A 2,314-nucleotide genomic window follows, 5' to 3' on the forward strand; every position below is an offset into this window, starting at 1 on the left:
GTGATGGCAAAGTCGCTCGGTCTGACGACGACCGCTGACTGAACTGCAGCGGACATCGATGCGGGTCGGGCAGTGGTCCGTTGTCGGCCAGAAACGGACATGGGCCACCCATCGCTCAGTTGTGGCTCAATACCGATGCCGGAGGCCAAGAACCTCCATCAGAAGCAAGGTAGCGAAGGCGAAAGCAGACCTTCGCGCGCACCGTTCGAGCGAGAATCTGAGCTTGTGCTGGATTGCTAGACCCCGCGACGACCCCGCAATCCCTGATCCGCCAACCCCGCGAAGCGGTGGCCGAAATGCTTGTCAGGCGTGATGAGCGCCCGGCGCTGCGGGACCAGTCGCTTGAACCCGAACGCGATCAGAACGACACTACAGGCCAACGTGACCGCCCCAGCCAACAACGATACGCCCGCTAAGGGAAGCGCCGATTTATTGGCGCTTCCCGCGCGGGGCAGGACGCCCCGCCATTTTCAGCGACGCAAGTCGCTGAAAATGAAGGAGCCGGGAAACCGCGTTTTCCGGCTCCGTCTGATTTTTGGGCAGGATGCCCAATAAATCAGCGTCTCCTAAGAGCATCGCACCCGCAGTGCTCGGCTGACCGCATTCCAAAACGCCATGAACGCCATCGAACTAGAAGCCGATATCGACGAAAACAACGAGTTGCACCTGAAGCTGCCGAGCCAGCACCGAGGCAAGCACGCACGGGTTATCGTGCTGGTCGACACCGCTGCGCCGATTACACTGGGCAATCTCGACGCCTTCTTGGCGTCCATGCCCATCAACGCAGACGGCCGCAAGCGCGAAGAGATCGACGCCCAGGTCCAAGAGGAACGCGATAGCTGGGATCGACCGTGAGCCGTATCTTTCTCGACGCCTGCATTGTCATCTACCTGGTCGAGGGCCGGTCCACGGAGCAGAAGCAACTAATGTCTTTGCTCGCGGGCAAGCAAATCGTCGGCAGTGAGCTCGTTCGGATGGAATCCAGACTCAAGCCCCTTCGGAATCTGCGCCAAGACCTGCTCGCGATCTACGACGCCTACTTTCAAAGCTGCGAGATGGTGACATTCGATCGCCCATTGTTCGACCTCGCAAGCCAGCTTCGCGTCGATCACCGCCTCAAGACCCCGGACGCCCTGCACTTGGCCGCAGCCATGCGTGGCCACTGCGACCAGTTCTGGACCAACGACGACCACCTCGCCAAGGCCGCGGGCACTCATCTCGCTGTCTGGGACTGGGCCCGCATCGAATCCGAGCCTATCTTCGGATAGCGTGCGTGATTGCAAGACCAGACCCCAATTCGGACCCCAATTCGCTGAGATCGTCGCCGCCGATGCCGTCCAGATCGACCCGGACCTGCTCCACGAGGTGCCGGATTTCCCGGCCAAGACCTGGCGCGCGTTGCGTGAGGCGGGCAAGCTGCCGCCGAGCCGCGTCAACATCCCCTACTCGCCGCGGCAGGACGGCACCGGCCACGACGTGCCGAACGGCGTGCTCAAAGAAAAGGAAGAAAAGGGGCCAGTGCGGCCTGGCAAGGCCGCACTGGGCCCTTTTCCCTTTTTCCACACAGTATGGCCGTCCTGGTCATCGCACTCGGCATCCTGCCTCGGGCGCCCGCTACCCCGGATCGGGCAAGTGCGGTACCTTCCAGCATAGCGGGCGAGGTCTGCTTTCTGGTGTCGAACTGACGCTCGTGGGGGGGCCCCTGAGAGGCAGTAGACGGCCAACTGCGGACATAGCCCGCTGCTCTGCCTATGGCTGATCAAGGCAGTCACCTGACGCGGACGTTTGATCTCGCGTTGCGGGCAGCAGCCGAGACGGCTGGTCGGGCCCTGCGTCGCTTGGCCCCGGTCCCCGATCGACGCCTTGATCGAATCCTGGCGAGAGCAAGGTCATACAACCACCAGAACCTGCGGACTTCAGCAGGGCCTGAAACTCGACTGCAACCGTTTCGACTTTCAGCGTCCGAAGGCGAAGATCATAAGCACCTACTGCGTACTCATCGGCGCCATACTGGGCCCGTGGGAGTTGTCCGTCGCCGAGACGGTCGGTCACTCGTCCTCGGAGCTTGCCTGGGTGGCGCGCCCCGCTAAGGCCAACGCTACCGACCGAGTTGCTTGTGCTCCGCTCGACCCGCAACTCGTCGACACAGTCGCTGAGCCGAACCATGTTCATCGCTATGAATCGATTCCGGACTACCCTCGATAGACAGGACGAGTTCGTCCGCATCTGGGAAAACCGGGACTCCCACCTGCACGCGGTGCCGGGGTTCAAGCCGTTGAACCTGCTCCGCGGGCCGACGATGGAGGAATACACC

At 62.1% G+C, this 2,314-nt stretch carries 4 protein-coding genes; all 4 read left to right on the forward strand.

The window, feature by feature from the left end; translation table 11 throughout:
* The first annotated feature begins 615 nt into the window (after positions 1–615).
* A complete protein-coding gene (locus I6U14_RS02735; RefSeq protein ID WP_296896694.1) occupies positions 616–855 on the forward strand; it encodes a hypothetical protein in 240 nt (79 codons plus the stop codon).
* Positions 852–1,268, forward strand: a complete 417-nt coding sequence (locus tag I6U14_RS02740) for a PIN domain-containing protein (RefSeq protein ID WP_296896696.1) — start codon at positions 852–854, stop codon at positions 1,266–1,268. The genes I6U14_RS02735 and I6U14_RS02740 overlap by 4 nt, the downstream gene beginning before the upstream one ends.
* A gap of 1 nt (position 1,269) precedes the next feature.
* Entirely contained in the window at positions 1,270–1,653 is a 384-nt protein-coding gene (locus tag I6U14_RS02745; RefSeq protein WP_296896698.1) for a hypothetical protein, read from the forward strand.
* A gap of 523 nt (positions 1,654–2,176) precedes the next feature.
* The coding region (locus tag I6U14_RS18230) for an antibiotic biosynthesis monooxygenase (RefSeq protein ID WP_367115616.1) at positions 2,177–2,314 on the forward strand (138 nt) is incomplete at its 3' end.

Origin of the sequence: Thiohalocapsa sp., assembly GCF_019695415.1 — a bacterium.
Lineage (GTDB): Bacteria > Pseudomonadota > Gammaproteobacteria > Chromatiales > Chromatiaceae > Thiohalocapsa.